The organism is Streptomyces sp. BK239 (genome assembly GCF_004217285.1).
Lineage (GTDB): Bacteria > Actinomycetota > Actinomycetes > Streptomycetales > Streptomycetaceae > Streptomyces.
Genome location: NZ_SHKS01000001.1, coordinates 793,749 through 818,374, shown reverse-complemented (window position 1 = coordinate 818,374; position 24,626 = coordinate 793,749). Strand labels below are relative to the sequence as shown.

Below are 24,626 nucleotides of genomic sequence, written 5' to 3'. Positions count from 1 at the left end.
TGTGAGGCGTTCAGACCAGGGCGGCGGCCTCCTCTCCGGTGAGGGCGCCGCCCTCGTCGTAGGCGGCCGTGTACTCCTCGGCGGAGAGCGCGGCCCGTACGGCGGCCTCGGCGCGCTCGCGGACGACGCGCTCCGCGGCGGTGCGCAGATGACCGGGGGGCAGTTGCGCGTCGGCGGCCCCGAGGCAGCGGGCGCCGTCGCGTGCCCCGCCGCCGGCCGCGTCCGCGTCGCCCTCGGCGAGGGCGAGGGCGGCGACGGTCAGGAACACCGACTGGACGTGCGGGGACATGGCCTGCGCCAGCGGGGTCATGGCCATCTCCAGTCCGCGCCGGATCTTCTCCCGGGACTCGGCGTGGCAGCCCTCGAGGGCGTCCAGCCAGGCCTCCTGGCTGAGGATGAACGTGTCGAAGACCACGAAGTGGGCGATCGCGAAGTCCTCGCGCAGGCTTCGGATGTGCTCGCGGGCCTCCGCGACGCGGCCGGTGATGCTGGTCCAGGCGGCGAGGACGATACGGCTGAACGGCATCGCCTCGGTGTGCGTGCCGCCCACCTCGTCCAGCACCTCCATCAGGATCCGCTCGCCCCGCTCGGTTTCTCCGGCCTCCAGCAGCGCGGCGCCCAGCCGGGCCGACAGGACGGAGAACTGGGCGCGGGCGCCGAGCCGTTCGGCGTGCTCCATGGCCTCCTCGTAGAGGGCGGCGGCCTCCAGGTAGCGGCCCAGCCGTTCGTGGGCCTCGGCACGCGCCGAGAGGGCCTCGGCGGTGCCCCAGGCGTCGCCGACACGGCGGAAGATCTCCAGCGCCTCGTCGGCGTCGGCCAGCGCGTCGCCGGCCCAGTCCGAGCGGTTGGCCAGGACGTTGGCGCGCATATGGAGGCAGGCCGCGAGCTCCCACTCGTAGCCGGGGGTGTCGCGGCAGGTGCGGATGTTGGCGTCGATGATCACGCGGACGCGGTCCGCGTCGCCGCTGAGCATCACGGCGTAGAACCAGAGCATGCCCGGCACCCGGCAGGTCTGCGGGAGACCGGGCCGGTAGGTCTCGGCGATGACCCGCAGCTTCGTCTGCGCCTCGGGGGTCTCCCAGGCAGCCAGGTCCGTGTCCATGCAGGCGAGATGGGCCAGGTGGACGCCGCGCCGGGCCTCGGCGAGGACCTCGCCGGTCATCGGCGGCGGGGCGTCGGTGCAGGGTTTCCACACGGGGGCGGCGGGGCGGACGGGCTCGGTGAAGGGGTCAGGGCCGAGGGCCATGACCGCCTCGCACCAGGCGCGGGCCTCGATGCGCAGGTCGCGCATCTGCCAGTAGGCGGCGAGGGACAGGATGAGGCAGAGCCCCTCCTGCTCGTCGCGGGCGGCGACGGCCCGGCGCAGCGCGGTGCGCAGGTTCTCGTACTCCAGCTGGAACCGGGCGATGGCGGCGCCCTGCCGGGGGCCGCGCAGCAACGGTTCGGTGGTGCGGGCCACTTCGCGGTAGTGGGTGAGGTGGGCGCGTTCGGCGGCGCCGCGGTCGCCTGACTCGTCGAGGCGTTCGCCGGCGTACTCGGCGACGGTCTCCAGGAGCCGGTAGCGCATCGCGCCGTCGGTGGCCGGGGCGGCGACGACCAGCGACTTGTCGACGAGGGAGCCGAGCGCGTCGAGGGCGGCGGGGCCGCAGACGGCCTCGGCGGCGGCGAGGTCGCAGCCGCGGGCGAACACCGAGAGCCTGCAGAGGACTTCGCGTTCGTCCTCGTCGAGCAGGTCCCAGGACCAGTCGACGACGGCGCGCAGGGTCTGCTGGCGGGGCAGGACGGTGCGGCTGCCCGAGGTGAGGAGCCGGAACCGGTCGTCGAGGCGGTCGGCGATCTGGCGGGCGGTCAGCATCCGCAGCCGGGCGGCGGCGAGTTCGATGGCGAGGGGCAGGCCGTCCAGGCGGCGGCAGATCTCGGCGCAGGCCGCGGCGGTCTCGTCGTCGGCGTCGACGCGGAAGCCGGGTCTTGCGGCGGCGCCCCGGTCGGCCAGCAGGCGCAGCGCGGCCGGTTCGGGCAGCGGGTCGACGGGACGCAGCGTCTCTCCGGGCACGCCGAGGGGTTCACGGCTGGTGGCCAGGATCGTCAGACCGGGGCAGTGCGCGAGGAGTTCCTCGGCGAGACGGGCGGCGGCCCCGACGACGTGCTCGCAGTTGTCGAGGACGATCAGCATGCGGCGCCGGGAGCAGTGCTCGATCAGCCGCTCCACGGGGTCGTCGTGCCGTTCGGCGACCGCGCGCATCTCCTCGGCGCCGGCGCCGTACAGCACGGTCTCGCGTGCGCCCAGGGCGGTGAGGACGGCCTGCGGTACGGCGTCGGGGTCGGCGACGGGCGCCAGTTCGGCCAGCCACACCCCGTCGGCCAGGCCGCCGCGCACGGCCTCGGCGGCCTCCTGCGACAGCCGTGTCTTGCCGGCCCCGCCGGGCCCGAGCAGTGTGACGAGCCGCGCGCCGGCGAGGTCGGCGCGGATGACCTCGATGTCGCCCTCCCGCCCGACGAACGAGGTGAGCCGCGCGCGGAGGTTGCCCGGGGCGGGGGCGGGAGCCGGCGCCCGGACCGGGGCAGGCGCGGGCTCCGCGGCGGGCGACGGATCGCCGGAGGAGAGCAACTCGGCGTGCACGGAGCGCAGTTCGGGCCCCGGGTCGGAGCCGAGGCGGTCGGCCAGGAGCCGGCGTATGCCGTCGTAGGCGACGAGGGCCTCGGCGGTGCGGCCGGCGGCGCGCAGGGTGCGCAGGCGCAGCGCCTGGAGCGGCTCGTCCAGGGGGTGTTCGCCGCACAGCGCGGTCAGCTCGGGCAGCGACTGCTCGCCGTGGCCGAGGGCGAGGGCGGCGGTGTGGCGGCCGCGGACGGCGTCGAGGCGGCGGGCCTCCCACCGGGCGGCCTCGGAGGTGCGGTCGGGCAGGTCGGCGAGGGCCGGGTCCCGCCACAGGGCGAGGGCGTCGTCGAGGAGGAGGGCCGCCTTGGCGGGGTCGCCGTCGGCGAGTGCGCGCAGCCCGTCGCCGGTCAGCCGCTCGAAGCGGTGCAGGTCGACGGCGTCGGGGCCGGCGGCGAGCCGGTAGCCGCCCTCCGCCGAGACGAGGGCCTCCGCGCCGAGGACCCGGCGCAGCCGCCCGACGAGCGCCTGGAGCGCGCCCGGCGCGTCGGCGGGCGGGTCCCCGGACCACACCTCCTGCACCAGCAGCCCGGCGGGCACGGTCCGCCCGGCGCGCAACGCGAGGACGGTGAGCAGCGCGCGCAGCCGCGCACCGCCGACGGCGACGGGAGTGCCGTCGGGACGGATGGCCTGAGTGGTTCCGAGGATGCGGTAGCGCACGGGGTTCATTCTCTCCGGCGACACACCCCTGACGCCCCCGGGTTTCCCGCCCCGGGCCCCGCCGTTACGGACTGATCCGCTCCGGATGTTGCGGCTCCCGGCTCGCGCGCCCCGAGGAACCCCGGGTCGCCGCGGGGCGTTCCCCTCACACCACCGGTACCGTCGACCCGCACACCCGATGTTCCGACCTCAGGAGTCCTGCCCTCATGACCACCGCCCTCAGTCGTCGCAGTGACCGGCGGATCAGTCCCGTCTTCGTCGGGATCGCGGCCGTCACCGCGGTCACGGGGTGGGCCACCTGGACCGGGTTCGCCGCGCAGCCCGGGGTGGCCGTGTTCCTGTTCGTGACGGCCGCCTGGATCGTCTCCCTGTGCCTGCACGAGTACGCGCACGCCCGTACCGCCCTGCACTCGGGGGACATCAGCGTCGGCGCCAAGGGGTATCTGACGCTCAATCCCCTGAAGTACACCCACGCCCTGCTCAGCATCGTGCTGCCCGTGCTGTTCGTGATCATGGGCGGGATCGGGTTGCCCGGCGGTGCCGTGTTCATCGAGCGGGGCCGGATCAGGGGGCGGTGGCGGCACAGTCTGATCTCGGCGGCGGGGCCGCTGACGAACGTGCTGTTCGCCGCCGTGTGCACCGCGCCGTTCTGGCTGGACTCGCTGGACGGCGTGCCGGCGGACTTCCGCTACGCGCTCGCGTTCCTGGCCCTGCTCCAGGTCACCGCGGCGCTCCTGAACTTCCTGCCGGTGCCGGGCCTCGACGGCTACGGCGTCCTGGAGCCCTGGCTGCCGTACGGGGTGAAACGCCAGGTGGAGCCGTTCGCGCCGTTCGGGCTGCTGTTCGTGTTCGCGCTGCTGTGGCTGCCGGCGGTGAACTCCGCGTTCTTCGACGTGGTCGACGCGGCGCTGCGCGGCCTCGGCATCGGGGACGTCGAGACGTACTGCGGTCAGACCCTCTACCGCTTCTGGGAGGGCACGCCGGACATCTGCTCGGTCAGCCCCTGACGGACCGGCGGATCCGCTCGCGCCGGGCGTAGTACCAGGTCATGTTGGACGTGAGGCCGGCGAGCAGCACCCATACGACGCCCAGCCAGCTGCCCTGGACGAAGGAGACCACGGCCGCGGCGACGGCGAGGACGCAGACGGCGAGGGAGTAGAGAGCGAGGCGGGGCATGGGGGCTGTTCTCCTACCAGGGCTGCCAGGGGTACCGAGGGGACACCGGTCCTACGCCGACCAGTGTCCCCCATCGCTCTCGCGTCTCACACGTCGGTGACCCGGAGCCCGGCGTGCGCCTTGTAGCGGCGGTTGACGGAGATCAGGTTGGCGACGAGCGCCTCCACCTGGTGGGCGTTGCGCAGCCGGCCGGCGAACACGCCGCGCATGCCGGGGATACGGCCGGCCAGCGCCTGCACGATCTCCACGTCGGCGCGCTCCTCGCCCAGCACCATCACGTCGGTGTCGATCTCGTCGATCGCGGGGTCCTGGAGGAGGACGGCCGACAGGTGGTGGAAGGCGGCGGCGACGCGGGAGTCGGGCAGCAGGGCTGCGGCCTGCTCGGCGGCGCTGCCCTCCTCGGGCTTCAGCGCGTAGGCGCCCTTCTTGTCGAAGCCGAGCGGGTTGACGCAGTCCACGACGAGCTTGCCCGCGAGTTCCCCGCGCAGGGCATCCAGGGTCTTGCCGTGGCCGTCCCACGGAACGGCGACGATCACGATGTCGCTGCGGCGGGCGGTCTCGGCGTTGTCGGCGCCCTCGACGCCGTGGCCGAGCTCCTCCGCTGCGGCCTGCGCGCGGTCCGCGGCACGTGAGCCGATGATCACCTTCTGGCCGGCCTTGGCGAGCCGGTAGGCGAGGCCCTTGCCCTGCGGTCCGGTCCCGCCGAGCACGCCGACCACGAGCCCGGAGACGTCGGGCAGGTCCCACGGGTCCTTGGCGGGGGCCTTCGCGGGGGCGTTCTGTGCGCTGTCGCTAGAGGTCATGGGCCGACTTTACGTGCGCCTGAGCGGCCCCGTGGGGCGGGGTGGCGGCGGGCGGGTTCCCCGGGTCGGGGGAATCCCGGGCGAATCCCGCGCCGGGCCGGGCCGGGTGCGGCAGGATGCCGGCGCATGGACGCCGTACGGGTCGCGCTGCTGCGTGAGGTGCTCGCCGGGACGGAGTGGCTGGGGGCCACCCGCAGGTTCGGCGCGGTGCTGCGGGGGTCGGTGCTCGCGCACGGGGGCGGGCTGCTGCTCGTGGGCACCGCGGAGCACGAGCCGTGGCATCTGGCCGCGCATCTGGTGGACGAGGCGGCGTGGTCGGGGACGCCGGAGCTGGCGCCCACGCTGGTGCGCCACCGCGCGCGTCCCTCGGATCCCGCGCATCTGGCGGTGGGCCTCGGCCGGATCGAGGCGGCGCGGCGGGGCGAGACGCTGCTGGTGGCGGCGCCGGAGGGGGACGCGCCGCTGCTGGAGCGGGTGTCCGACGCCCGCCGGGCCGGGGTGACGGTCCTCGCCCTCGGTCCGGGCGGGCGGGAACTGACGGCGCTGGCGCACGAGGCGCTGACGGTGCCGGACGGCTCGGAGCTGGACCTGGACACCGTGCAGCACCTGGTGAGCGCGGCGGCCGGCGAGTCCTCGCCGCCGGAACGCCCCCGCCGCCGCTTCCGCGACCGCCTGTCCCAGCTGGCGGAACACCTGACGGCCCCGCCGCCGCCCCTGTGGTGAGCGGAAAAGCGGTTGCCCCGGAACGGTCCCGTGCCGACCATGGCCCCTCGTGACCGACGATTCCCCCACCACGGCCCCTCCCCCCGCCACCGGCGCCCCGCCCTCCGGTCTGCGGGCGCTGCTTCCGGATCTCGCCCCGTGGCGGGCCTCGCGTGACTTCCGGCGGCTGTGGGCGGCCGGGCTGGTGTCGAACTTCGGCAGCTTCCTCACCTTCGTCGCGCTGCCCGTGCAGCTGAAGGAGCTGACGGGGTCCGCCGCGGCGGTCGGCGCGATCGGGGCCGTGGAGCTGGTGCCGCTGGTGGTGTTCGGGCTGTACGGCGGTGCGCTCGCGGACGCCTGGGACAAGCGGAAGCTGATCCTGTGGACGGAGGCCGGTCAGGGCCTGCTGTCGGCGGTGCTGCTGCTGAACGTGCTGCTGCCGACGCCCGCCGTGTGGCCGCTGTACGTCGTGGCGGCGCTGTCCTCGGCGCTGGTGTCGGTGCAGCGGCCGGCGCTGGACTCGCTGTGGCCGAGGATCGTGGCGCACGAGCACCTGCCCGCGGCGGCCTCGCTGAACGCGCTGCGCTGGACGGTCGGCGGGGTGGCCGGACCGGCCGTGGCGGGCGTGGTCGTGGCCTACGCGGGGCTCGGCTGGGCGTACGCGGCGGACTTCGCGACGTTCGCCGTCTCGGTGGCCCTGACGGTGGGGATCGCCGCCTCCCCCGCCGCCCACGAGGCGGCCAGGCCCTCGCTGCGGGCGATCGCCGAGGGCGCGCGGTACGCCTGGAGCCGCAAGGAGCTGCTCGGCACGTACGCCGTCGACCTGGCGGCGATGTTCCTGGCGATGCCGCTCGCGCTGCTGCCGTTCCTCGCGGACGAGCTGGACGCCGAGTGGGCGCTCGGGCTGATGTACGCGAGTGTGCCGGCGGGTGCGCTGCTGGTGAGCCTGACCAGCGGCTGGACCTCGCGGATCCACCGGCACGGCCGGATGGTCGCGCTCTCGGCCGCGTTGTGGGGCGTGGCGATAGCCGGGGCCGGGCTCACCCGGAACGTGTGGCTGGTGCTGCTGTGCCTGGTCGTCGCGGGGGCCTGCGACATGGTGAGCGGCGTCTTCCGGGCCGCCATGTGGAACCAGACGATCCCGGACGGGCTGCGCGGCCGGCTCGCCGGGATCGAGCTGCTGTCGTACTCGGTGGGTCCGCAGCTCGGGCAGGTCCGCGCGGGCGGGTTCGCCGGCCTGCTCGGAGTGCGGGCGTCCGTGTGGTCGGGCGGGCTGCTCTGCGTGGGCACGGTGGGCCTGCTGGCCCTGTGTCTGCCGGGCCTGATGCGCTACGACGCCCGGACGAACGAGCACGCGGTCCGGCTGCGCGAGCAGCGGCGCGGGAGCCGGGAGGGCTCGGCGCCCGCGGTGGGGAGCTGACCGGGGCGGGGGCCCGGCAGGCCTTGCGGCCGGGCCCCCGCCGTCAGTCGTCGTCCGTGGTGCCGCCCGTGGGGGCGTCGTGCCACTTGGGGTCGTTCTCCCACTGGAGGTTGCGCTCGCGGGCGGTCTCCATCGCGTGCTCCGCCTCACCGCGCGTGGCGTACGGACCGAAACGGTCCTTGCCCGGGCAGTCCGGGCCCTCCTCGACCTTCTTGTGCTCCAGACAGTAGAACCACTCGCCGGGCTTGCCGGCGGTGTGCTTCTTGAACAGGGGCATGACCAGCTCCTCTCGCCACCGTCATGTTCCCCCACGGCGGCTCGTTAGACTCGCCGGCATGTCCAGCCAGTCGCTGCTCGTGCCCGGGGAGCTGTCCCCCGTCCGTTCCGTGCCCGGAAACATCCGCCGTCCCGAGTACGTCGGCAAACCGGCGCCCACTCCCTACACCGGGCCGGAGGTGCAGACCCCCGAGACGATCGAGGCGATGCGCGTCGCCGGCCGGATCGCCGCGCGGGCGATGGCGGAGGCGGCGAAGCTGATCGCGCCGGGAGTGACGACCGACGAGCTGGACAGGGTGGCGCACGAGTACATGTGCGACCACGGGGCCTACCCCTCCACGCTCGGCTACCGCGGCTTCCCCAAGTCGCTGTGCACGTCGGTCAACGAGGTGATCTGCCACGGCATCCCGGACTCGACGGTGCTGCGGGACGGTGACATCGTCAACCTGGACGTGACGGCGTACATCGGCGGGGTGCACGGCGACAACAACGCGACCTACCTGGTCGGGGACGTCGACGAGGAGAGCCGGCTGCTGGTGGAGCGCACCAGGGAGTCGCTCGCCCGCGCGATCAAGGCGGTCCGGCCGGGCCGGCAGGTCAATGTGATCGGGCGGGTCATCGAGTCGTACGCGAAGCGGTTCGGCTACGGGGTGGTGCGGGACTTCACCGGTCACGGCATCAACTCGTCCTTCCACTCCGGACTGGTGATCCCGCACTACGACAGCCCGCACGCGACGACCGTGATGCGCCCCGGGATGACGTTCACCATCGAGCCGATGCTGACGCTGGGCACCCACGAGTACGACATGTGGGACGACGGCTGGACGGTCGTGACGAAGGACCGCAAGCGGACCGCGCAGTTCGAGCACACCCTGGTGGTGACGGAGTCGGGCGCGGACATCCTCACGCTGCCGTAGGACCTCGCGCTCACAAGCCCGCTCTCCTCGCGAGGGCGGGCTTTTCGCCGTACCGGGCACTCGCCCGCCGACGAGTCTTTCCGACAGGTTGTCGGTAAACTTGCCGACAGAGAGTCGGCACCTCATTGACTTAGGTGACCCTAACCACGGAAGATTCCGGGCCATGGACTCCTTCTCGAACGTCATCCGCGCCGCGTCCCACGAGCAGCACGTGGAAGCGGAGACCTCCACGTTCATGAGCGACCTGCTCGGCGGCCGTCTCGGCGTCGACGCGTACACGCGGTACACCGAGCAACTGTGGTTCGTCTACGAGGCGTTGGAGTCGGAGGCCGGGCGTCTCGCGTCGGATGCGGTGGCCGGTCCGTTCATCCGGCCGGAGCTGTTCCGGCGCGGCGCGCTGGAGCGGGACCTCGCGCATCTGCGGGGCCCCGGCTGGCGGGCCGGGATGTCCGCGCTGCCGGCAACCCGGGCGTACGCGGAGCGGGTGCGGGAGTGCGCCGAGCGCTGGCCGGCCGGGTACGTGGCCCACCACTACACCCGCTACCTCGGCGACCTCTCCGGCGGGCAGATCATCCGCGACCGCGCCGAGAAGGCCTGGGGCTTCGAGAGGAAGGGCGACGGCGTCCGCTTCTACGTCTTCGAGGAGATAGGCAACCCGGCCGCGTTCAAGCGCGGGTACCGGGAACTGCTGGACGCGGTGCGCGCCGACGACCTGGAGAAACAGCGGGTCGTGGCGGAGTGCAGGAAGGCGTTCGCGCTGAACACGGCGGTGTTCCGGGAGCTGGGCGAGGAGTTCCCGCTGTCGGCCTGACCGGGCCTCCGTCCACGGCGGGAGGAGGCCCGGTGCCGGCGCCGTGGCGGCGTCGGGTCAGCGGACGCTGTCGCAGTGCGCGCCGGCCCAGAAGATGTCGCTGGCGGCGGTGTCGACGAAGCCGATGTAGGGGCTGCACACCTCGTCCACGGCGTAGTGGTGCTTGGGGCCGTCGTGGTGCGGCTGCTCGTCGGCGACGGCGCTCGTCGCACCGGTGGCGGCCAGGGCGATCCCGAGGGCGGCGGCGGCCAGGGCAGAGCGGATACGCATGGTGCTCCTCTCACGGAGGCGGTGTGGTCACGCCCAGAGGTAACCGCTCGTCACCCAGCGCACACGCGCCACCACCCGTACGGCCCTCCAGAACACGCCGGACGCCCGCACCCTGAGTACCATTCAGCGCTCCAGCAGCACCCGGCCGCCGATCTCCACCCAGCCGAACGGCTGCGGGGCGGTGAGGATCTGGGAACCCGCACCTTGGGTGATGTTCAGCGCCCGGCCCAGGCGGTCGGTGAGGAGCAGCGCCGCCGCGCCCGTCGCCTCGTCCTCCTCGACGCCGTCGTCGCGGCCGGGGAAGCCGCGGGCGCGGATCCGCCCGGCCGGCTCGTCCTCCCACGCCCAGGCGTAGATCCACTCGCCGGGGGGCGGCACCGGCAGGTCGTCCACCTCGGCGGCGGTGGCGTACTGGCGCAGGGTGCGCGGTGGGGCCCACTCCGCGCGGGCCTCGATCCAGCTGAACTCCCCGTCCAGGCGGACGCCCACCGTGCCGGCGGGGGTGACGAGTTCGGGCACGTCGAGGAGCCAGGCGGTGCCGACGCAGGGGTGGCCGGCGAAGGGCAGGCGCAGGGTGGGGGTGTAGATGTCGACGACCCCGCGCTCGGGATCGTCCACGAACACCGTCTCGCTGAAGCCGAGTTTCGCCGCGATGTCCTGCCGGTCGCTCCGCTCGGGCACCCTGGAACCGTCGCGGACGACGCCCAGTTCGTTGCCGTATCCGCCGTTGGGCGCGCAGAAGACGCGGAGCACGTCGTAATCAGTCACGCGGGCATTGAAGCATCGCGGACGCCGGGACCACGAGCGAGAAGCCGCTGACGGATGCGCACGGACGCTCGCCGGCCTTTGTATTTTCTTTGACCTTCCCGTGGTGTCCGTTTTACCCCTTCGTGATCGTCTCGTGCTCTTACAGCGTCTATGAGAGCTGAATCACGGCACGGACAGGTACTGGGTAGATAAGGGGGAGCTAAGTTAGGCGAGCCTCACCATGCATTGAGTGCCGTCACGCTGTCTTCGCCCACCCTGGGAGCCTTCATGCACGCCGTCAGACTCTCCGTCGTCACCGCCACCGCCGCCGCGGTGGCCCTGACCGCCGTGGGCTGCACGCAGAAGAGCGACTCCGCCGACGGCGACCGCGTGATCAACGTGACCGCCACCGACGACAAGTGCGAGACCTCCACCAAGGAGATCGCGGCCGGGCACGTCGAGCTGGCCATCGAGAACAAGGGCTCCAAGGTCACCGAGGTCTACGTCCTCTTCCCCGACGACCGGGTGGTGACCGAGCGCGAGAACATCGGCCCCGGCACCAAGCAGCGCGTCACCGCCGAGGTGAAGGCCGGCGACTACGAGATCGCCTGCAAGCCGGGCATGAAGGGCGACGGCATCCGCCAGGCCCTCAAGGTCACCGGAGAGGGCGCGGCGGCCAAGCGCGACCCGCGTCTGGACAAGGCCGTGGCCTCCTACCGCGCCTACGCGCAGGCGCAGGCCGACGAGACGCTGCCCAAGGCGGAGGCGTTCGCCGCCGCGGTCAAGGCCGGGGACGTCGAGGCGGCGAAGAAGGCGTACGCGACCTCCCGCATCGGCTGGGAGCGCACCGAGCCGGTCGCGGAGTCCTTCGGCGACATCGACCCGAAGGTCGACGTCCGCGCGGACGGCCTGGAGGCCGGCCAGAAGTGGACCGGCTGGCACCGGCTGGAGAAGGCGCTCTGGCAGGACAAGAAGATCGGCGCCGAGGAGAAGGCGCTCGCCGGTCAGCTGGTCACCGACCTGAAGGACTGGCAGGAGCGGGTCGGCAAGGCGGAGATCACCCCGACCTCCATGGCCAACGGCGCGAAGGAACTGCTCGACGAGGTCGCCACCGGCAAGGTCACCGGCGAGGAGGAGCGCTACTCCCACACCGACCTGGTCGACTTCAAGGCCAACGTGGAGGGCGCGCAGCAGTCGTACGAGCTGCTCAAGCCGGTGGTGCGGGAGAACGACGCGGCGCTGGTCACCGAGCTGGACAAGCAGTTCGCCGCGCTGAAAGCGCTGCTGGACAAGTACCGCGCGAACAAGAACACCTATGACTTCACCTCGTACGACAAGGTCGACGCGGCGGGGCGCAAGGAGCTGTCGGACGGCGTGAACTCACTCGCGGAGCCGCTGTCGAAGCTCGCCGCCGCCACGGCGAAGTGAGCGGAGGGCGACGGTCATGACAGACCCCAAGGACACCGAGGCCACCAAAGGCACCGAGGACGCCGCCGGTACCACCCCCCTCTCGCCCACCCGGCGCACGCTGATCGGCTGGGGCGGGGCGGGCCTCGCGATCGGGGCCGCCGCGGCCGGCGGCGCGGCCGCGATGGCCCGCACCGGCGACGACGCCGAGCCGGCCGCCTCGGCGGGCGCGGCCGTCGCCTTCCACGGCCCGCACCAGGCGGGCATCGCCACCCCGGTGCAGGACCGGCTGCACTTCGCCGCGTTCGACGTGAAGACCGACGACCGCGCCGCGTTCGTCCAGCTGCTGAAGGACTGGACCGAGGCGGCCCGGCTGATGACGGCCGGGAAGGCCGTCGGGGAGGGCGCGTACGGCGGGCTGCCCGAGGCGCCGCCGGACGACACCGGGGAGGCGCTCGGCCTCAAGCCGTCCCGGCTGACGCTGACCGTCGGCTTCGGGCCGTCCCTGTTCTCCCGCTTCGGCCTGGCCTCGCGGCGGCCCGAGGCGCTGGTGGACCTGCCGCAGTTCGCCGGCGACAACCTGGACGCCGCCCGCAGCGGCGGCGACCTGTGCGTGCAGGCCTGCGCGGACGATCCGCAGGTCGCTGTGCACGCGATCCGCAACCTGGCCCGGATCGGCATGGGCAAGGTCGTCATCCGCTGGTCGCAGCTCGGCTTCGGCAAGACCTCCTCCACAACGCCCGACGCGCAGACCCCGCGCAACCTGATGGGCTTCAAGGACGGCACCCGCAACATCGCCGGCACCGAGACGGACCGGCTGGAGAAGTTCGTCTGGGTCGGGGACAAGGACGTCGACGCCGACTCCGCGTGGATGAAGGGCGGTTCGTATCTGGTCGCCCGCCGGATCCGTATGCACATCGAGACGTGGGACCGCACCTCGCTGCAGGAGCAGGAGGACATCTTCGGCCGGGACAAGGGCGAGGGCGCGCCCGTCGGCAAGGCCAAGGAGCGGGACGAGCCGTTCCTGAAGGCGATGAAGCCGGACGCGCACGTGCGGCTCGCGCACCCCGACTCCAACAGCGGGGTGACGATCCTGCGCCGCGGCTACTCCTTCACCGACGGCTCCGACGGCCTCGGCCGCCTCGACGCGGGCCTGTTCTTCCTCGCCTACCAGCGGGACGTGCGCAAGGGCTTCATCCCCGTCCAGCGCAACCTGGCGACCGACGCGCTCAACGAGTACATCCAGCACGTCGGTTCGGCGGTCTTCGCCGTCCCGCCCGGCGTCCGGGACGCGGACGACTGGTGGGGCCGGGCCCTGTTCGACGGCAGCGGGAAGGGTGCGTAGCCGGTGTTCTCCAACTACCTGATCGGACTGCGCGAGGGCCTGGAGGCCTCTCTCGTCGTCTGCATCCTCATCGCCTACCTGGTCAAGACCGGCCGCCGGGACGCGCTGAAGCCGGTGTGGGCAGGCATCGCCGTCGCGGTGCTGCTCGCGCTGGGCTTCGGCTCGGCGCTCGAATTCGGCTCCCAGGAGCTGACGTTCGAGGCGCAGGAGGCGCTCGGCGGCTCCCTGTCGGTCATCGCGGTCGGCCTGGTGACGTGGATGGTGTTCTGGATGCGGCGCACCGCCCGGCATCTGAAGACCGAACTGCACGACAAGCTGGACGCGGCCCTCGCCATGGGCACGGGCGCGCTGGTCGCCACCGCGTTCCTCGCCGTCGGCCGGGAGGGCCTGGAGACCGCCCTGTTCGTGTGGGCGTCGGTGCACGCGGCCGGCGACGGCACCCCGCGCCCGCTGATCGGCGTGCTCCTCGGCATCACGACGGCCGTCGCGCTCGGCTGGCTGTTCTACCGGGGCGCGCTGCGGATCAACCTGGCGAAGTTCTTCACCTGGACGGGCGGCATGCTGGTCGTCGTCGCGGCGGGCGTGCTGGCGTACGGCTTCCACGACCTCCAGGAGGCCGACTGGCTGCCGGGCCTGACGGACAAGGCCTTCGACGTCAGCGGCACGATCCCGCCGGACAGCTGGTACGGGACGCTGCTGAAGGGCGTGTTCAACTTCCAGCCCGATCCGACGGTCCTCCAGGTCACGGTGTGGCTGCTCTACCTGGTCCCGACGCTCGCCCTGTTCCTCGCCCCGGTAGGGTTCGCCTCCGGGAAGGGGAAGGTGAAGTCACCTGATGACCAGGGAACGCAGCCTGACGACCGGCCGTCCACGGCTCCTCGGGCGTGACCGGAACGCGACCGTCGCGGCCACGCTCACCGTCGTCGCGCTGACGGCGAGCGGCTGCGTGGTGGTCCACGGGGAGCGCGAGGTGCTCCCCGCCGCGACCCGGGCCGAAGCGGCCGAGGCGCTCCAGGAGTTCACGACCGCGTACAACAAGGCCGACGCGGCGTACGACGGTTCTCTCGACGCCGGTCACACCACGGGCGCTCTCGGCGCGATCGACGCCGCGCGGCTGAAGGCGGGCCGGGTCAACAACCCGGGCGGCAACCCGCGGCACACCCCGCTGAAGCTGACGGACGTCACGTACACGATCGTCAAGAAGGCGGGATGGCCGCGCTGGTTCGTCGCCGACGCCAAGGCCAACAAGGGCGGCGACGCGCGCTGGGTGCTGGTGTTCACCCGGGACGCGCTGTCGGACCCGTGGGAGGCGGCCTACCTGACGCTGGTGGCGCCGGGCGCGCTGCCCGCGTTCGCGAAGGACAAGGACGGCTGGGCGCAGGCCGTTCCGGCCGACTCGCGTCGACTCTCCCGGGTTCCGGGTGAGTTGAGCAAGGACTACACGGCGTACCTGCGCGCCGGCGGGACCTCGTTCGCCAACGGCCCGTACACGAGCGAGCTGCGCTCCGCACGGGCGAAGAACTCGATCAGGCCGGGCCTGGTCACGCAGTACATCGACGAGCCGCTCACCGACGGGGACTTCGCGCCGCTGGCGCTGCGCACGGCGGACGGCGGGGCGCTGGTGTTCTTCGCCACGCACCACTACGTGAAGCAGACGGCCGCGGCGGGGACGTCGGTGCCGGCGCCCAACCAGAACGTGCGGGCGCTGACGACGGGAGAGGTGTCGCGGGCGCTGACCATGGAGTTCGTGGCGAACGAGGCGGCCGTGGTGCGGGGTGGCTCCGCCGGGGGCTCGGCTGTGTCGTTGCTGAGCCGGCTCGAGGGGCTGACGGCGGCGAAGGGCGAGTAGGTCTCGTCGTCCGGTGCGGGTCGGTGGGGGCTGGTCGCGCCCACGCGGCGGAGCCGCACATGGTCACAGCCCCGCGCCCCTGGGTGGGTGTCCGCCCTGCGTGGTCAGTGGCGTGGGGGCCAGGCTGCCGTCGCCTGGTCCGACTCCTCGCCCACGTGCCTGGCGCACGCGTCCGTCAGGGGCTCCAGGAGGGTCAGGGGGTCCGGGAGAGGGTGCTCGGGGCCTCGCAGCCAGCGGACGGACTGGCCGTCGTCGCCGGGGAGCCGGGCGGGCGGGACGAGGACGTAGGAGCCGCGGCAGTGCCAGCGCAGGCCGGGGTGTTCGTCCATGGTCTCGGGGTGGCAGTCCAGCGCGCATGGCCACCACTCGTCCTCGTCCTCGGGGGTGCCGCGGGTGAGGGTGAAGAAGAGCATGCGGCCGTCGTCGCCGACGGCGACCGGGCCGACCTCGACGCCGGAGCCCAGCAGCCGGTCGAGGGCCTCGCGGCCGGCTTCCAGGGGCACGTCCAGCACGTCGTGCGTCATACCGGTCGCGGTGATGAAGTTGGCCTGCGGCTGGTGGCCGGCCCAGCGCTCGATCTGGGCGCGGTCGGTGGTGGCCTGCGTCTGCCAGGCGAAGGAGACGGGGTGCCGGCCGGGGGTGGGACAGCCGACCCGGTCGCAGGAGCAGCGGTAGCCGGAGACCGGGTGGGCGGCGGGCGCGAGGGGCAGTCCCGCTCCGGCGGCGGCGAGCAGCAGGGCCTCACGGCCGCCCTCGTCGGCGGCTTCCTTGGGCCGGCGTCCGCGCAGCCACTGGGAGAGTTTGCCCTGCCGGCCGCTTCGGCCACCGAACTCCGCGCTCATCTATCCCCTTGCCTCGCCGTGGTGCGGACAGCATGCCTCATGGTCGCATCTTCCTGCGCATCGGGGGTCGGGAGCGCCGAATCGGGGCAGGTGGGACGAGCGGTGCGGATGGGGCGAGGGCGTCAGCGCGGAGCGAGGCCGAACAGGGCGTAGTCGACGAGGGTGTCCGTGTACTCGTGGGTGATGGGCCCCGTGTGCTGGAGCCAGCGCTGGGCGAGCGGGGAGACGAACAGCTCCAGGGCGATGCGCGGGTCGACGTCGGCGCGGACCTGACCGGCGTGCTGCGCGGAGCGCAGGCGGGTGACGTACAGCTGGAGCTGCGGTTCGAGCAGCTTGGCGACGAACTCGCGGCCGAGCTGCTCGTTGACGAGGCCCTCGGCGGCCAGGGCGCGGGAGGGGGCGTCGAACCGGGGGTCGGCCATCTGGTCGACGGTGAGGCGCAGCACCAGCTTCAGGTCGGCGGCGAGGTCGCCGGTGTCCGGGATGGCGTAGGGCACCTGTCCGGCGTCCGCGGCGGCCTGCTCGGACAGGTCGAGGAACGCCTCCAGCAGGACGTCGGCCTTCGACCCCCACCAGCGGTAGATCGTCTGCTTGCCGACGCCGGCCCGGGCGGCGATGCCCTCGACGGTGGTCTTCGGGTAGCCGGCCTCCGCGACGAGGCCGAGTGCCGCGTCGTAGATCGCGCGGCGGGACCGCTCGCTGCGCCGGGCGGTGTCGGGGGCCGGCTTTCCGGACTGGGTGACCATGGGTCGACCGTACCAAGGTGGTGAGACGGGACGTCTCGGTCAGCTCTCGCCCGGGTAGCGGACCCCGATCCGGTCCCGTACGGCGTCCAGGGTGCGCATCACGGCGAGGGTGCCGTCCAGCGGGACCAGCGGGGACTCCGTCTCGCCGGCGCGCACGGCGCGCATGACTTCGAGGGCCTCGTGCCGCATGGTCGAGCGGGGTCCGTCGGCCGGGTCGGCGGCGAACTTCTCGGGGTCGCGGCCGGCCCGGTGCAGGACGAAGTGGTCGGGGTGGAAGAAGCCGTTCGGGATGTCGATCCGGCCGCGCGAGCCGGTCACGGAGGCGGAGGTGCCCGTACCGCCGACGACGGAGCAGTGCAGGGCGGCCAGCGCGCCGGAGTCCCAGGACAGGGCGGCCGCGGTCTGGAGGTCGACGCCCTCGGCGGAGACGACGGCCTGCGCGGCGACGCCGTCGGGTTCGCCGAGCAGCAGGTGGGCGAAGGAGACCGGGTAGACGCCGAGGTCGAGCAGGGCGCCGCCGCCCTGGACGGGGTCGCGCAGCCGGTGCGAGGGCGGGAAGGGCCCTTCGAGCCCGAAGTCGGCCTGGACGGTGCGCACCTCGCCGATCGCGCCGTCCTCGACCAGCGCCTTCAGCCGGCGGATCAGCGGGTTGCAGTACATCCACATGGCTTCCATGAGGAAGCGTCCCCGGTCGCGGGCGAGGTCGACGAGTTCCCCGGCCTCGCGCACGTTCAGCGTGAACGGCTTCTCGCACAGCACCCCACGGCCGGCCTCCAGGCAGAGCCCGGCGGCGGTCCGGTGCGCGGCGTGCGGGGTGGCGACGTAGACGACGTCGACATCCTCGTCGTCCGCGAGCGCGGCCCAGTCGCCGTAGGCGCGGGGTATGCCGAAGCGTTCGGCGAAGGCCTTCGCGGCGGTCTCGGTGCGGGAGGCGACCGCGACGACCTCCGCGTCCGGCAGGTCGATCAGGTCCGCCGTGAACGCGGCGGCGATCCCGCCGGTCGCGAGGATCCCCCACCGCACTGTGTCCCTCGTCATCCGCCCGCCCTCGTGTGCCGTCCCAGCAGTCCGTCCGAGCTGAGAGCATAGGTGGCTCGGATGTCTGAGAGGGAGGGGTCACATGCCCGAGGGCGGGGCGCCGGCGCCGGACGCGGCGCGGTGCGGGCCGAAGGACGGCGGACGGGACACGGCGGCGGGGCTCGCGGAAGCGGGCCGGGGGGCCGCGGAAGGGGCGTCGGGCGCGCGCCGCCGGACCGGGCTGCTCGTGACGCTGGTCCTCGGCGGGCTGACCGCCACTCCCCCGCTGGCGATGGACATGTACCTCCCCTCGCTCCCGGAGGTCACCCGCTCCCTGCACGCGCCGGCGGCGACCGTGCAGCTCACCCTGACCGCCTGTCTGGCAGGGATGGCGTTCGGGCAGCTGGTGGTCGGTCCGATGAGCGACCGGTGGGGCCGCCGCCGTCCGCTGCTCGCGGGCCTGGCCGTGTACGTCGTGGCGACGGTCCTGTGCGCGCTGGCGCCCACCGTCGAGGCGCTGGTCGCCTTCCGGTTGGTGCAGGGACTGGCGGGGGCCGCCGGGATAGTGATCGCGCGGGCGGTGGTGCGCGACCTGTACGACGGGGTGGCGATGGCCCGCTTCTTCTCCACCCTGATGCTGGTCTCGGGCGTCGCCCCCGTGGTGGCGCCGCTGATCGGCGGGCAGGTCCTGCGGGTGACGGACTGGCGGGGCGTGTTCGTGGTCCTGGCCGCCGTCGGGGCCGGGCTGGCGGCGCTGGTCGCGGTGAGGCTCCCGGAGACGCTGGCGCCGGCGGAACGCCATTCGGGCGGCGTCGGCGAGGCGCTGCGCGCGATGCGCGGCCTCCTCACCGACCGGCGCTTCGCGGGGTACCTCCTCACCGGCGGCTTCGCGTTCGCCGCGCTGTTCGCTTACATCTCGGCGTCGCCGTTCGTGATCCAGGAGATCTACGGCGCCTCACCGCAGACGTTCAGCCTTCTGTTCGGCGTGAACTCGGTCGGGCTGGTGGCGGTCGGGCAGCTCAACGGCAAGGTGCTGGTGGGCCGGGTCCGCCTGGACCGTGTCCTGGCCGTCGGCCTGACGGTCGTCGTGCTGGCGGCGACGGCACTGCTGCTGATGTCGGCGGGCGTGTTCGGCGAGGTGGGACTGACGCCGGTGGCGGCGGCCCTGTTCGTGCTGATGTCGGCGATGGGCGTCACGCTGCCCAACACCCAGACGCTGGCGCTGATGCGGGTGCGGCACTCCGCGGGCTCCGCCGCCGCGCTGCTCGGCACGTCGTCGTTCCTCATCGGCGCGATCGCCACTCCGCTGGTCGGCGTCGCGGGCGAGGACACCGCCGTCCCGATGGCCGTCGTCCAGCTGACGGCCGCGCTGGCGGCGGCGGCCTGCTTCGTCGGGCTGTGCCGCCCGTGGGCGGACCCGGCAGCCGAGGACAGCGGCCCCGCGCAGGCGGCCTCACTGCCCGGGGAGGACAGCTGAGCACAGCGAGACTGCGGGTCGACACCCCGGAACGGGCCGGGCTCGACCGCGAGGAGACACACCGGCTCGCCCGCGAGGTGCGGGCCCTCACCGCCGGCGACCGCCCCTGGGCGGCCGGTGTGGTCGTGGTCGCCGGGCGCGGCCCGGTGATCGCCGTGCGGGAGGCGGCCGGCTGGGCGGTCCGGTACACGGCCTACGCCCCCGAGGCCGACGCCGGTGTGGAAGCGCCGCCCGCGGCCCGCGTCCCCATGAGCGTCGACACCCCCTTCGACCTGGCCTCCCTCACCAAGCTGTTCACGTCGGTCGCCGCGGTGCAGCAGATCGAGCGCGGCACGCTGGGCATCGACGCCCTGGTGGGCGCCTACCTGCCCGACTTCCACGCGGCCGCCGCCCACGGCCTCACCGTCCGCCGACTCCTCACCCACACCTCCGGACTGCGTCCCGAGCTGCCGCTGTACGACTGCGCGGACGACGCCGAACGCCTGGAGCGGCTGCGGTCCGAGGCCCCGGTCACCGAGCCCGGCCGCCATGTCTACTCCGATGTGAACCTGCTGCTCCTCCAGCAGCTTCTGGAGCGCCTCACCGGCCGTTCCCTCGACGTGCTCGTCCGCGACGGGATCACCCGCCCGCTGGGGATGACGTCCACCCGCTTCGGCCCGTGTCCCGGCGCGGCGGCGACCGAGGACCAGCGCCGCCCCTGGGCCAAGGCGGACCGGGGCATGCTGCGGGGCGAGGTGCACGACGAGAACGCCTGGGCCCTCGGCGGGGTGGCCGGTCACGCCGGCCTCTTCTCCACCGCCGACGACCTGGCGGTGTTCTGCCGCACCCTGCTGTCGGGCGGTTCCTACGGGACCGCGCGCATCCTCGGCCCCGACTTCGTGGACCTGCTCCTGGCCCCGCCGGGCCTGGGCTTCGCGGTGGACCAGCCCTGGTTCATGGGCGAGCTGGCGGGCCGCGGCGCGGCGGGCCACACCGGCTTCACGGGCACGTCCCTGGTTTTGGACCGGGCGACGGACACTTTCCTGATCCTTCTGGCGAACACGGTTCACCCCCGCCGCCGCCCGCCGGACAGCGCGCCCCGGGCGAGGGCGGGGACCCGACTGCGGCGGGCGGTGCGGTGAGGGGGTGTGCGCGGGGGTCGTTCGTGCGGGCGGGCTCAGGAGGTGTGCGTGGGGGCCGTTCGGCTGGGCGGGCTCGTGAGATGTGCGCGGGGGCCGTTCGGCTGAGCGGGCTCAGGAGGTGTGCGCCCCTTTAGAATCTCTGGGTGAACGCCCCCGTTACCCCCACGGAAGTCCTGCGCGGCAGCCTCGCCGGCCTGCTCGACGGGCTGCCGCCCAAGCAGGCTGCCCAGGCCGTGGACCGCCTCATCGCCAGCTACCGCGGCGGCGCCACCCCCACCGACGCCCCCATCCTGCGCGACCGCGCCGACGTCGCCGCCTACGCCGCGTACCGCATGCCCGCGACGTACGAGGCGGTCCGCTCCGCGCTGGAGGCGTTCGCGGACGCCGTGCCCGAGTGGACCCCGGCCGGCCACACCGACGTCGGCGGCGGCACCGGCGCGGCGACCTGGGCGGCGGCCGCCACCTGGCCCGGCTCCCGCCCGGTCACCGTCCTCGACTGGGCCGAACCCGCCCTGGCCCTCGGCCGGGAGATCGCCGCGGCCCATCCCGACCTGCGCGAGACCCGCTGGCAGCGCGCCCGCATCGACGCGTCGCTCACCCTCGACCCCGTCGACCTGGTCACCGTCTCCTACGTGCTCAACGAGCTGCCCGCCCCCGGCCGCGCCGCCCTCGTCGACGCCGCCGCGGCCGCCGCCCGGGCCGTGGTGATCGTGGAGCCGGGCACCCCGGACGGCTACGCCCGCGTCATCGAGGCCCGCGACCGTCTGATCGCCGCCGGTTTCCGGATCGCCGCGCCCTGCCCGCACAGCGCCGCCTGCCCGATCGCCCCCGGCACGGACTGGTGCCACTTCTCGGCCCGGGTCAGCCGCTCCTCGCTGCACCGCCAGGTCAAGGGCGGCTCACTGCCGTACGAGGACGAGAAGTTCAGCTACGTCGCCGCCGCCCGCTTCCCCGTGGCGCCGGCCCCCGCCCGGGTGGTCCGGCGGCCGCAGATCCGCAAGGGCCAGGTGCTCCTGGACCTGTGCGAGAGCGGGGAGCGGCTGGACCGCACGACGGTGACGAAGCGGCACGGCGACCTGTACAAGGCGGCCAGGGACGCCGACTGGGGCGACCCCTGGCCGCCCCTCGACTGACGCCCGAATCGATCTGCACAAACGGAATGCCAACTTCCGCACCATAGTGACCGGTCGGGGGCTTATGCTCGTCCCACTCTCCACAGAAGCTTCACACTCGGAGTGTCGTACTCCCGTCGACCGCATCCGAAGGGGGAGGACGGCAGCCGTTCCACGGCGCGGGTTGGGGGTGGGTCTCGCGCGGGCCGCGAGGAACACACCGCACGGTGGAACGGCTGCCGTACGACGCGGCCCCTTGCGGGCCTGTCAGGCCTGTCCGGTCTCGAAGCGCGAGATCCGCCCGTCCTCCTCCACGACGAAGCGCCACTCGGTGCGCATCTCGCCCCAGGTGTCGTTGCTGTAGCGGGCGAGGATCGCCCGGCCGCCGTTGGACTCGTTGTCGACCCGCAGGTGGCCGTGGGTGGAGAAGATCTCGCGGTCGACCCACTCGGCGAGGTCGCGGTCGGAGCCGTCGTCGGCCATGGTCGCGTCCGGGGTGAGGAGGCGCAGGAAGGCCTCCCGGTCATGGGAGTTGACGGCGCTGACGAAGGCCCGTACGGCCGGGTCGCGGAGTTTCGCGGTCTGGATCGTCATACCGGTCACCCTCACACCGCCCCCCGCACCCCGCCACCCGAACGGCGTCCAGGACGGGCCGGACGGGTGTGAGGGGTGCGACGGTGGACAACCGGAGGGGGGACCACCCATGTCCGTCCGCGCTGGAAGCGGCTGAAGCCGGGAGTCAACATGACCGCATACGACCGACGTGATCTGGGCCTGTTGCTGCTGCGGCTGGGCACCGGCGGAGTGCTGATCGCGCACGGCACGCAGAAGCTGTTCGGCTGGTTCGGCGGCCACGGCCTGGAGGGCACGGGCCAGTTCATGGAGTCCGTCGGCTACGCGCCCGGCAAGGCGAGCGCGGCAGCGTCGGGCCTGGCGGAGACGGGCGGCGGCGCGCTGCTGGCGCTGGGCCTGGCCACCCCGGCGGCGGGCGCGGCGGCGGCCGGCGCGATGGCGGGCGCGTCCGCGGTACACGTCCCCAACGGCTTCTTCGCGCAGAGCGGCGGCTACGAGTACGCCGCCTCCCTCGCCCTGACCGGCACGTCCCTCGCTGTCACCGGCCCCGGCCGCCTCTCCCTGGACCACGTCCTCGGTCACACGGTCAACCGGAACTGGATGGTGCCGGTGGCGCTCGGCGTGACGGCGGCGGCGACGTCGGTGATCGTGGGCCTGCGCAACAAGCGGCTGCGGCAGCGCAAGGAGGGCGAGCAGGAGCCGCTGTTCGAGGAGTGAGGTCCACGGGGGCCTCTCGGTGGGGCAGGCTGGCCCCCATGACCGACAGCGCCGCCGAGACCCCCGCCGAGGCCGACGACCTCTGGACCACCGTGGACGCCCTGCACACGTGGCTGAACGCCGGCCGGCCTGCCGGGCGGGACCACGAGACCCTGCTGCTGCGCATCCTGAAGCTGTCGGAGGAGGTGGGCGAGACGGCGCAGGCGGTGATCGGCGCGACGGGCCAGAACCCGCGCAAGGGCACCACCCACACCTGGGAGCAGGTCCAGGCGGAACTGTGCGACGTGGCGATCACGGCGCTGGTGGCCCTGCGAACGCTGACCCCCGAGGCGGAGGGCGTATTCCTCCATCACCTGACCCGGGTGGCGCGGCGCTCGCTGCCCTGACCGGGCGGGCGGCGACTCACCCGGAGTCCGGCGGCACCGGAATCGCAGTACCGTTTCCCAGTACCACCAGGGAGGGTGCCGCGATGACCACAAGCGCCGGCGAGGCCCGCAGGGATCTCTTCCCGCTCATCAAGCGCGTCAACGACGACCACATTCCCGTGCGCATCAGCTCCAAGAGCGGCGACGCCGTACTGATGTCCGCCGCGGACTACGACTCCTGGCAGGAAACCGTCCACCTGCTGCGCTCCCCCGCCAACGCGCGAAGTCTCATGGAAGCCGTCGCACGGGACAGGGCCACGGCAGAACGGGAAGAGCCGGCAGGTGACGGGTGAGGAGTGTCCACTTCGCCGCGGCCGCATGGGAGAACTTCTTGTTCAGGCTCCGCTCGGATCGACGACGAGCACCGGCTCGTGTACTGGGTGGACGACAAGGAAGTCAAGATCCTCAAGGCCCGCTACCACTACTGATCGGGCTGACGGCTCGGCAGGCTCCTGCGGCGTCAGGACTTAGGGCCCTCCAGCTTGACGACGGCATGCTCTGCGCCAAGTTGTTCGGCGCGTGCCGCGTCGAAGGACTCGTGATCTTCGACGACTTCGCCGTCCACGACCTCCCCGTCCATCACTCGGTGCGACGGTTCCGCCAGCGGCAGGCCGGCGAGGTGCTTCTTGAGCCTCTTGGCCATCGGAAGGTAGGTCGCAAAAGTGAGGGTGCCTGAGACAGCGGCCCCTACGAGCGGGATGGCCTTCGAGACGGTCGTCGCGAACGACTGCTTCGTCACCTTCACGCCGATGTGGGCTGCGACTTTCTTGACCATGGGATAAATGACGCCCTTGGTGAGCGCCTTCTGGGGCAGCTTCTTGGCGACCTGCTCCGCCATCATCCCCGCGACCTTCCCCACAGCGGCATTCGCCGACTGGGTTCCGAACATCACTCCGAAGAACAGCGTGAGCACCGCCATGGTGGCGTCATCGGCCTCATCGCCCTCGTCGGAGAACAGATCGGGCCAGCTGTAGAGATAGGCGAGCTTCTGCGCGATACGCAGCATGTGGCCGAAGTACTGAGCCGTGTCGGCCGGAATCGTGGCGGGAAGGGCGAGGATGCCGGGGATCCCGGCGGCGGCCGAGAGAGCACTGACCTTGGCGGTCTCGTAGCGGATGGAGTCGTTGGCCACCTTGTCGAGAACCTCGACGGTGATGCCCGCCGCCGCGGGGGTCTCATCTATCGCGCGCCGGATGTCTTCCTCGGAGCACTGGCGCGCCAGCGCACTTCGGAGGTACGCCCCCCTGTCGATACGCACACCCGGAAGCTTCGCCGCCGCCAACAGCACCGAGAAGAAACGCGACTCGGAGTTCTCGACATCTTTACCGTGCGTCATGGCAGAAAAATCTACAGTAACTTCGTGCTACAAGAGCCCCTGTCTGTTCCGCTTCGTTGAGGCCAAGTCACGTCAGTGACGGTGCCATATGTGCGGACATGAGCAGAGCCCTCGGCAAGCACACGTCGGCCGAGGGCCACATCGTCGGGCGGCCGACATCGCGGCCGCGGCTGCCGTCTCCGCTCCTCGTCCATGGTCACAAAACGTATGACGCCGTGTGAATT

At 72.9% G+C, this 24,626-nt stretch carries 26 protein-coding genes and 1 pseudogene; 16 read left to right on the top strand and 11 right to left on the bottom strand.

All coding sequences use genetic code 11. From position 1 onward, the window contains the following. Nucleotides 1-10: 10 nt before the first annotated feature. Entirely contained in the window at nt 11-3,322 is a 3,312-nt protein-coding gene (locus EV567_RS03555) for a BTAD domain-containing putative transcriptional regulator (protein WP_130437079.1), read from the bottom strand. Nucleotides 3,323-3,519: 197 nt separating this feature from the next. Between EV567_RS03555 and EV567_RS03550 the strand changes: the two genes are divergently transcribed. Continuing rightward, complete coding sequence (locus EV567_RS03550; RefSeq protein WP_130437078.1) at nt 3,520-4,320, top strand: site-2 protease family protein; 801 nt, start codon at nt 3,520-3,522, stop codon at nt 4,318-4,320. On the opposite strand, the gene EV567_RS03545 is transcribed toward EV567_RS03550, so the two are convergent. Both EV567_RS03545 and npdG read right to left on the bottom strand, forming a co-directional pair. After that, nucleotides 4,310-4,489, bottom strand: coding sequence for a hypothetical protein (locus tag EV567_RS03545; RefSeq protein ID WP_130437077.1), 180 nt, complete (start codon nt 4,487-4,489; stop codon nt 4,310-4,312). The two genes, EV567_RS03550 and EV567_RS03545, sit on opposite strands and share 11 nt — an antisense overlap. A gap of 86 nt (nt 4,490-4,575) precedes the next feature. Beyond that, on the bottom strand, nt 4,576-5,292 hold the full coding sequence (gene npdG, locus EV567_RS03540) for an NADPH-dependent F420 reductase (RefSeq protein ID WP_130437076.1): 717 nt from the start codon (nt 5,290-5,292) through the stop codon (nt 4,576-4,578). 126 nt (nt 5,293-5,418) lie between these two features. Between npdG and EV567_RS03535 the strand changes: the two genes are divergently transcribed. Further along, the gene (locus EV567_RS03535; protein WP_130437075.1) at nt 5,419-6,015 is read left to right on the top strand and encodes a hypothetical protein; all 597 of its coding nucleotides are present in this window, start codon (nt 5,419-5,421) and stop codon (nt 6,013-6,015) included. A gap of 49 nt (nt 6,016-6,064) precedes the next feature. Further along, nucleotides 6,065-7,414 carry an MFS transporter gene (locus EV567_RS03530; protein ID WP_130437074.1) on the top strand — a complete coding sequence of 450 codons (1,350 nt, stop codon included), beginning with the start codon at nt 6,065-6,067 and terminating at the stop codon, nt 7,412-7,414. A 43-nt stretch (nt 7,415-7,457) separates the two neighbouring features. Here EV567_RS03530 and EV567_RS03525 read toward each other — a convergent pair whose 3' ends face one another. Then, a complete protein-coding gene (locus EV567_RS03525; protein ID WP_130437073.1) occupies nt 7,458-7,691 on the bottom strand; it encodes a hypothetical protein in 234 nt (77 codons plus the stop codon). A 58-nt stretch (nt 7,692-7,749) separates the two neighbouring features. On the opposite strand from EV567_RS03525, the gene map reads away from it, so the two are divergent. Both map and EV567_RS03515 read left to right on the top strand, forming a co-directional pair. Continuing rightward, nucleotides 7,750-8,607, top strand: coding sequence for a type I methionyl aminopeptidase (gene map, locus EV567_RS03520; protein WP_130437072.1), 858 nt, complete (start codon nt 7,750-7,752; stop codon nt 8,605-8,607). A gap of 163 nt (nt 8,608-8,770) precedes the next feature. Then, nucleotides 8,771-9,418 carry a heme oxygenase (biliverdin-producing) gene (locus EV567_RS03515; protein WP_130437071.1) on the top strand — a complete coding sequence of 216 codons (648 nt, stop codon included), beginning with the start codon at nt 8,771-8,773 and terminating at the stop codon, nt 9,416-9,418. A 57-nt stretch (nt 9,419-9,475) separates the two neighbouring features. Here EV567_RS03515 and EV567_RS03510 read toward each other — a convergent pair whose 3' ends face one another. Beyond that, nucleotides 9,476-9,688: a hypothetical protein gene (locus tag EV567_RS03510; protein WP_130437070.1), complete on the bottom strand. Its 213-nt coding sequence runs from the start codon at nt 9,686-9,688 to the stop codon at nt 9,476-9,478. A gap of 123 nt (nt 9,689-9,811) precedes the next feature. Next, on the bottom strand, nt 9,812-10,456 hold the full coding sequence (locus EV567_RS03505; protein WP_130437069.1) for a PhzF family phenazine biosynthesis protein: 645 nt from the start codon (nt 10,454-10,456) through the stop codon (nt 9,812-9,814). A 267-nt stretch (nt 10,457-10,723) separates the two neighbouring features. Here EV567_RS03505 and efeO point away from each other — a divergent pair, with 267 nt between their 5' ends. The 4 genes from efeO to EV567_RS03485 are packed head-to-tail and all read left to right on the top strand — an operon-like array spanning nt 10,724 to nt 15,036. Then, nucleotides 10,724-11,863, top strand: a complete 1,140-nt coding sequence (gene efeO, locus EV567_RS03500; RefSeq protein ID WP_130437068.1) for an iron uptake system protein EfeO — start codon at nt 10,724-10,726, stop codon at nt 11,861-11,863. 16 nt (nt 11,864-11,879) lie between these two features. After that, entirely contained in the window at nt 11,880-13,187 is a 1,308-nt protein-coding gene (gene efeB, locus EV567_RS03495; RefSeq protein WP_130437067.1) for an iron uptake transporter deferrochelatase/peroxidase subunit, read from the top strand. 3 nt (nt 13,188-13,190) lie between these two features. Beyond that, nucleotides 13,191-14,075, top strand: a complete 885-nt coding sequence (gene efeU / locus EV567_RS03490) for an iron uptake transporter permease EfeU (protein ID WP_130437066.1) — start codon at nt 13,191-13,193, stop codon at nt 14,073-14,075. After that, nucleotides 14,023-15,036 carry a hypothetical protein gene (locus EV567_RS03485; RefSeq protein WP_130437065.1) on the top strand — a complete coding sequence of 338 codons (1,014 nt, stop codon included), beginning with the start codon at nt 14,023-14,025 and terminating at the stop codon, nt 15,034-15,036. Before efeU ends, EV567_RS03485 begins: the two co-directional genes overlap by 53 nt. 104 nt (nt 15,037-15,140) lie before the next feature. On the opposite strand, the gene EV567_RS03480 is transcribed toward EV567_RS03485, so the two are convergent. The 3 genes from EV567_RS03480 to EV567_RS03470 all read right to left on the bottom strand — a co-directional run bounded on the left by EV567_RS03480 (nt 15,141) and on the right by EV567_RS03470 (nt 17,662). Then, entirely contained in the window at nt 15,141-15,878 is a 738-nt protein-coding gene (locus EV567_RS03480; protein ID WP_130437064.1) for a bifunctional DNA primase/polymerase, read from the bottom strand. Nucleotides 15,879-16,000: 122 nt separating this feature from the next. After that, the gene (locus EV567_RS03475) at nt 16,001-16,624 is read right to left on the bottom strand and encodes a TetR/AcrR family transcriptional regulator (RefSeq protein WP_130437063.1); all 624 of its coding nucleotides are present in this window, start codon (nt 16,622-16,624) and stop codon (nt 16,001-16,003) included. A gap of 39 nt (nt 16,625-16,663) precedes the next feature. Further along, a complete protein-coding gene (locus EV567_RS03470; protein WP_130437062.1) occupies nt 16,664-17,662 on the bottom strand; it encodes a Gfo/Idh/MocA family protein in 999 nt (332 codons plus the stop codon). An 82-nt stretch (nt 17,663-17,744) separates the two neighbouring features. Here EV567_RS03470 and EV567_RS03465 point away from each other — a divergent pair, with 82 nt between their 5' ends. From EV567_RS03465 to EV567_RS03455, 3 genes are all read left to right on the top strand, one after another. Continuing rightward, on the top strand, nt 17,745-19,118 hold the full coding sequence (locus tag EV567_RS03465; protein ID WP_130437061.1) for a multidrug effflux MFS transporter: 1,374 nt from the start codon (nt 17,745-17,747) through the stop codon (nt 19,116-19,118). Next, complete coding sequence (locus EV567_RS03460) at nt 19,049-20,239, top strand: serine hydrolase (RefSeq protein WP_130437060.1); 1,191 nt, start codon at nt 19,049-19,051, stop codon at nt 20,237-20,239. Before EV567_RS03465 ends, EV567_RS03460 begins: the two co-directional genes overlap by 70 nt. Nucleotides 20,240-20,382: 143 nt before the next feature. After that, nucleotides 20,383-21,372 (top strand): small ribosomal subunit Rsm22 family protein, encoded by a 990-nt coding sequence (locus tag EV567_RS03455; RefSeq protein ID WP_130437059.1) that lies wholly within the window; start codon nt 20,383-20,385, stop codon nt 21,370-21,372. 246 nt (nt 21,373-21,618) lie between these two features. Here the strand turns inward: EV567_RS03455 and EV567_RS03450 are convergent, their stop codons facing one another. Beyond that, a complete protein-coding gene (locus EV567_RS03450; RefSeq protein ID WP_130437058.1) occupies nt 21,619-21,945 on the bottom strand; it encodes a nuclear transport factor 2 family protein in 327 nt (108 codons plus the stop codon). Between the two features lie 150 nt (nt 21,946-22,095). On the opposite strand from EV567_RS03450, the gene EV567_RS03445 reads away from it, so the two are divergent. The 4 genes and pseudogenes from EV567_RS03445 to EV567_RS03430 all read left to right on the top strand — a co-directional run. Next, the gene (locus EV567_RS03445; protein WP_130437057.1) at nt 22,096-22,641 is read left to right on the top strand and encodes a DoxX family protein; all 546 of its coding nucleotides are present in this window, start codon (nt 22,096-22,098) and stop codon (nt 22,639-22,641) included. A 38-nt stretch (nt 22,642-22,679) separates the two neighbouring features. Further along, nucleotides 22,680-23,027 carry a MazG-like family protein gene (locus EV567_RS03440; RefSeq protein WP_130437056.1) on the top strand — a complete coding sequence of 116 codons (348 nt, stop codon included), beginning with the start codon at nt 22,680-22,682 and terminating at the stop codon, nt 23,025-23,027. 83 nt (nt 23,028-23,110) lie between these two features. Next, on the top strand, nt 23,111-23,359 hold the full coding sequence (locus tag EV567_RS03435) for a type II toxin-antitoxin system Phd/YefM family antitoxin (RefSeq protein ID WP_130437055.1): 249 nt from the start codon (nt 23,111-23,113) through the stop codon (nt 23,357-23,359). A 48-nt stretch (nt 23,360-23,407) separates the two neighbouring features. Then, nucleotides 23,408-23,494: pseudogene (locus EV567_RS03430) on the top strand (type II toxin-antitoxin system YoeB family toxin); the annotation flags it as partial. Nucleotides 23,495-23,526: 32 nt separating this feature from the next. Here EV567_RS03430 and EV567_RS03425 read toward each other — a convergent pair. After that, nucleotides 23,527-24,402 carry a hypothetical protein gene (locus tag EV567_RS03425; RefSeq protein ID WP_130437053.1) on the bottom strand — a complete coding sequence of 292 codons (876 nt, stop codon included), beginning with the start codon at nt 24,400-24,402 and terminating at the stop codon, nt 23,527-23,529. Nucleotides 24,403-24,626 lie beyond the last annotated feature (224 nt).

Bases quoted from the DNA above. Each gene is read 5' to 3' on its own strand.
- EV567_RS03555 (WP_130437079.1), bottom strand. From the start codon at position 3,322: ATGAACCCCGTGCGCTACCGCATCCTCGGAACCACTCAGGCCATCCGT.
- EV567_RS03550 (WP_130437078.1), top strand. From the start codon at position 3,520: ATGACCACCGCCCTCAGTCGTCGCAGTGACCGGCGGATCAGTCCCGTC.
- EV567_RS03545 (WP_130437077.1), bottom strand. From the start codon at position 4,489: ATGCCCCGCCTCGCTCTCTACTCCCTCGCCGTCTGCGTCCTCGCCGTC.
- npdG (WP_130437076.1), bottom strand. From the start codon at position 5,292: ATGACCTCTAGCGACAGCGCACAGAACGCCCCCGCGAAGGCCCCCGCC.
- EV567_RS03535 (WP_130437075.1), top strand. From the start codon at position 5,419: ATGGACGCCGTACGGGTCGCGCTGCTGCGTGAGGTGCTCGCCGGGACG.
- EV567_RS03525 (WP_130437073.1), bottom strand. From the start codon at position 7,691: ATGCCCCTGTTCAAGAAGCACACCGCCGGCAAGCCCGGCGAGTGGTTC.
- map (WP_130437072.1), top strand. From the start codon at position 7,750: ATGTCCAGCCAGTCGCTGCTCGTGCCCGGGGAGCTGTCCCCCGTCCGT.
- EV567_RS03515 (WP_130437071.1), top strand. From the start codon at position 8,771: ATGGACTCCTTCTCGAACGTCATCCGCGCCGCGTCCCACGAGCAGCAC.
- EV567_RS03510 (WP_130437070.1), bottom strand. From the start codon at position 9,688: ATGCGTATCCGCTCTGCCCTGGCCGCCGCCGCCCTCGGGATCGCCCTG.
- efeO (WP_130437068.1), top strand. From the start codon at position 10,724: ATGCACGCCGTCAGACTCTCCGTCGTCACCGCCACCGCCGCCGCGGTG.
- efeB (WP_130437067.1), top strand. From the start codon at position 11,880: ATGACAGACCCCAAGGACACCGAGGCCACCAAAGGCACCGAGGACGCC.
- EV567_RS03485 (WP_130437065.1), top strand. From the start codon at position 14,023: ATGACCAGGGAACGCAGCCTGACGACCGGCCGTCCACGGCTCCTCGGG.
- EV567_RS03480 (WP_130437064.1), bottom strand. From the start codon at position 15,878: ATGAGCGCGGAGTTCGGTGGCCGAAGCGGCCGGCAGGGCAAACTCTCC.
- EV567_RS03475 (WP_130437063.1), bottom strand. From the start codon at position 16,624: ATGGTCACCCAGTCCGGAAAGCCGGCCCCCGACACCGCCCGGCGCAGC.
- EV567_RS03470 (WP_130437062.1), bottom strand. From the start codon at position 17,662: ATGACGAGGGACACAGTGCGGTGGGGGATCCTCGCGACCGGCGGGATC.
- EV567_RS03465 (WP_130437061.1), top strand. From the start codon at position 17,745: ATGCCCGAGGGCGGGGCGCCGGCGCCGGACGCGGCGCGGTGCGGGCCG.
- EV567_RS03450 (WP_130437058.1), bottom strand. From the start codon at position 21,945: ATGACGATCCAGACCGCGAAACTCCGCGACCCGGCCGTACGGGCCTTC.
- EV567_RS03445 (WP_130437057.1), top strand. From the start codon at position 22,096: ATGACCGCATACGACCGACGTGATCTGGGCCTGTTGCTGCTGCGGCTG.
- EV567_RS03440 (WP_130437056.1), top strand. From the start codon at position 22,680: ATGACCGACAGCGCCGCCGAGACCCCCGCCGAGGCCGACGACCTCTGG.
- EV567_RS03435 (WP_130437055.1), top strand. From the start codon at position 23,111: ATGACCACAAGCGCCGGCGAGGCCCGCAGGGATCTCTTCCCGCTCATC.
- EV567_RS03425 (WP_130437053.1), bottom strand. From the start codon at position 24,402: ATGACGCACGGTAAAGATGTCGAGAACTCCGAGTCGCGTTTCTTCTCG.